This window comes from Hoyosella rhizosphaerae (genome assembly GCF_014643175.1).
Taxonomy (GTDB): domain Bacteria; phylum Actinomycetota; class Actinomycetes; order Mycobacteriales; family Mycobacteriaceae; genus Lolliginicoccus; species Lolliginicoccus rhizosphaerae.
Window position 1 is genome coordinate 1 of record NZ_BMJH01000011.1, and the last position, 2435, is coordinate 2435.

A 2435-nucleotide genomic window follows, 5' to 3' on the forward strand; every position below is an offset into this window, starting at 1 on the left:
GACGAGCGCTTATCCAGATTCACATACGAGACACTCCGGTCACCCTCAACCAACGCAACAGCAGTGGGATCCACCTCAAACGCAGAAGCCATCAACTGCGGAAGAAGTTGTGTCACTCCGCCTGGCGTGGTTGTCACTGTGAATACCGTCCTTCGCGTGGGTACAACCGACGCTGGGGATCAACGCACAGACATGACTGTGAAGCGAGAGCCCCATCGTCGAGATCTCTTCGCCATCGTAAGCCGTGCGTTATTAAGTTGTGCCAGTACAGCGACTGTTTGTGAGATTTACTACCAGCCGCCCTCGTCCCAAGGCCAAGCAAATCTCAACCTTTACGCGTCTCGCCTCGCACGACGATTCGCGGTCACTTTCTGGCTGTTCAAATAACCACTTTGCCTAACTTTGCCTCAGGGTTCGCCGTCACTAGTCGCAACAAGTCGACGTACTGTTGTGCAAATTTTCGGACGGCTTCACCTTTGAAAAGATCGACGCCGTTGATTACTCGCACGATAAGCCCGCCGACGCCCCGTTTTTGGTATGCCTCTCGGCGGTCATCACTATCAGGCCGCTGCCGGTTACCCCAACACGCAAAGAGTTCTCGCGAGGAGCTAGCACGCTTTTCTGTAGCCCCACGGTTATTCACGATGCCTAAAATGCCGCCAGACCACGCAGTGCTCATTGGAAGACGTGAGGAAACCCTAGTCGAGCTCGATATCACCGACTACGAGGTCGGGATCAACCACGACCGATTCGAGCAACTGGACATATCGCTTGATAAGTTTCTCGACCGTCGAAGCCTTAAAGAGGTCAACTGCATAAATGACCCGAACCACCATGCCGTCTTTTTTACCTGCATCATCATGTCGTTCAGCAACAATGAAATTCAGGTCAACGTGTGTCGTTCCGAGATCTACCGAGTTGCCCGAGATTTTCAAGCCGGACAGTTGAATTTCTGCTGAATCTAGGTTTTGGAACGAGAACCCGATCCGAGATATCGGTTGCCCAGCTTCTGGCGTGGTCGTCCGGACAACGTCCGTAATCCAGTCCAACGGTAAGGCCACATGCGCAAATGCGGCCACTGCGTAGCTTTGTACATCCTGGACAAGCGCAGCGAAGGTTTGCTGCGAATCCACTTTCACCCTCATGGGTAAGTGCTTAACGAACATGCCAACCAAGTCACCCAAGTCTCGGTCCGGACGCCCAGCTGCTGGGGTTGTCGTCGTAAACTCCTCCGAGTTTGCCCACCGAGCCAGTACAAGAGAAAGCGCCGCCTGCAAGACCATAAAAGGTGTCACGCCCTGGTGATGGGCAAGTTCGTGAATGCGCCCGTGAAGGTCCCGAGAAACCTCGAAAATGAAACCATCGCCGCGCATCGACGGGAACTCCGGCCGTGGATAGTCCTCCGGAAGCTCAGGTGGCGCCGGCAAGTCAGCAAGAGCCGACCGCCAAAACTCAGCTTCACTGAACATCAGCGAAGTCTCGTCTGCCATCGTTCCCAGCAGTTCGTGCTCCCACACCGCGTAATCCCGGTACCGGACCGGCAACGGACTCCACGCTGGTTTCTCACCCTGCAACCGCGCGTGATACGCCAACATCACATCACGTGCCAAAGGGGCAGCCGAAGACCCATCAGCGCTCACATGGTGCATGGCCACCGCCAGCATATGGTCTTTAGGCCCGATCTCGAACAGCACTGCACGCACCGGCAGATCTGTAGTTACGTCGAATCCGCGCGAGCAGAAATCCGTTACTAGTTCCATGACGTCCTCATGGTCAGCAACGACTGCACGGCCTAGCTCGACATCAACTTCGCTCATGGGAATTACGTCTTGGACAGGCCCGTCTGACGTATTCGGATACACAGTGCGCAAAGGTTCATGCCGCTCGATCACGTCGCGGAGAGCCAAACCCATCGCTATCGGGTCAAGTTCGCCTTCTAAACGGAGCGCCAGAGGAATAATCCACTGCGCGGATTCTGTGTCACTCTGATTCATTTCCCACATTCGACGCTGCGCAGGCGCAATTGGTACCGGTCCATCATGCTCACGCCGAACCAGCGGCAACCGCTTACCTGCACTTGTTGCTTGCTCCGTCCGCTCGGCCAATCCTCGCACAGACTGAGCCTCAAACAGCGCCCGGATATCAACGTCACTATCTAGTTCATCGTTGATGCGCGCAACCACCCGAGTCGCCAACAACGAGTTACCACCAAGCTCAAAAAACCCGTCCGTCACACTGACCTGCTCCACACCAAGCACCTCAGCAAACACACCAGCAATGATCCCCTCCACCGGATCAGCCGGCGCCACATACTGCCGGCCACCCCCAAACTCAGGCTCCGGCAAAGCCTTACGGTCGAGTTTGCCGTTCGCTGTCAACGGCAACGCCCCCAACACCACCACCACCGACGGCACCATATGCACCGGCAAATGCAC

The 2435-nt window shown here is 55.8% G+C and carries 2 protein-coding genes; both read right to left on the reverse strand.

Translation table 11 applies throughout. The features are described from left to right. Positions 1 to 379: 379 nt before the first annotated feature. Positions 380 to 679, reverse strand: coding sequence for a hypothetical protein (locus IEW73_RS16450; RefSeq protein ID WP_188678029.1), 300 nt, complete (start codon positions 677 to 679; stop codon positions 380 to 382). A 19-nt stretch (positions 680 to 698) separates the two neighbouring features. Beyond that, the coding region (locus tag IEW73_RS16455) for a condensation domain-containing protein (RefSeq protein ID WP_229676088.1) at positions 699 to 2435 on the reverse strand (1737 nt) is incomplete at its 5' end.

Bases quoted from the DNA above. Each gene is read 5' to 3' on its own strand.
- IEW73_RS16450 (WP_188678029.1), bottom strand. From the start codon at position 679: ATGAGCACTGCGTGGTCTGGCGGCATTTTAGGCATCGTGAATAACCGT.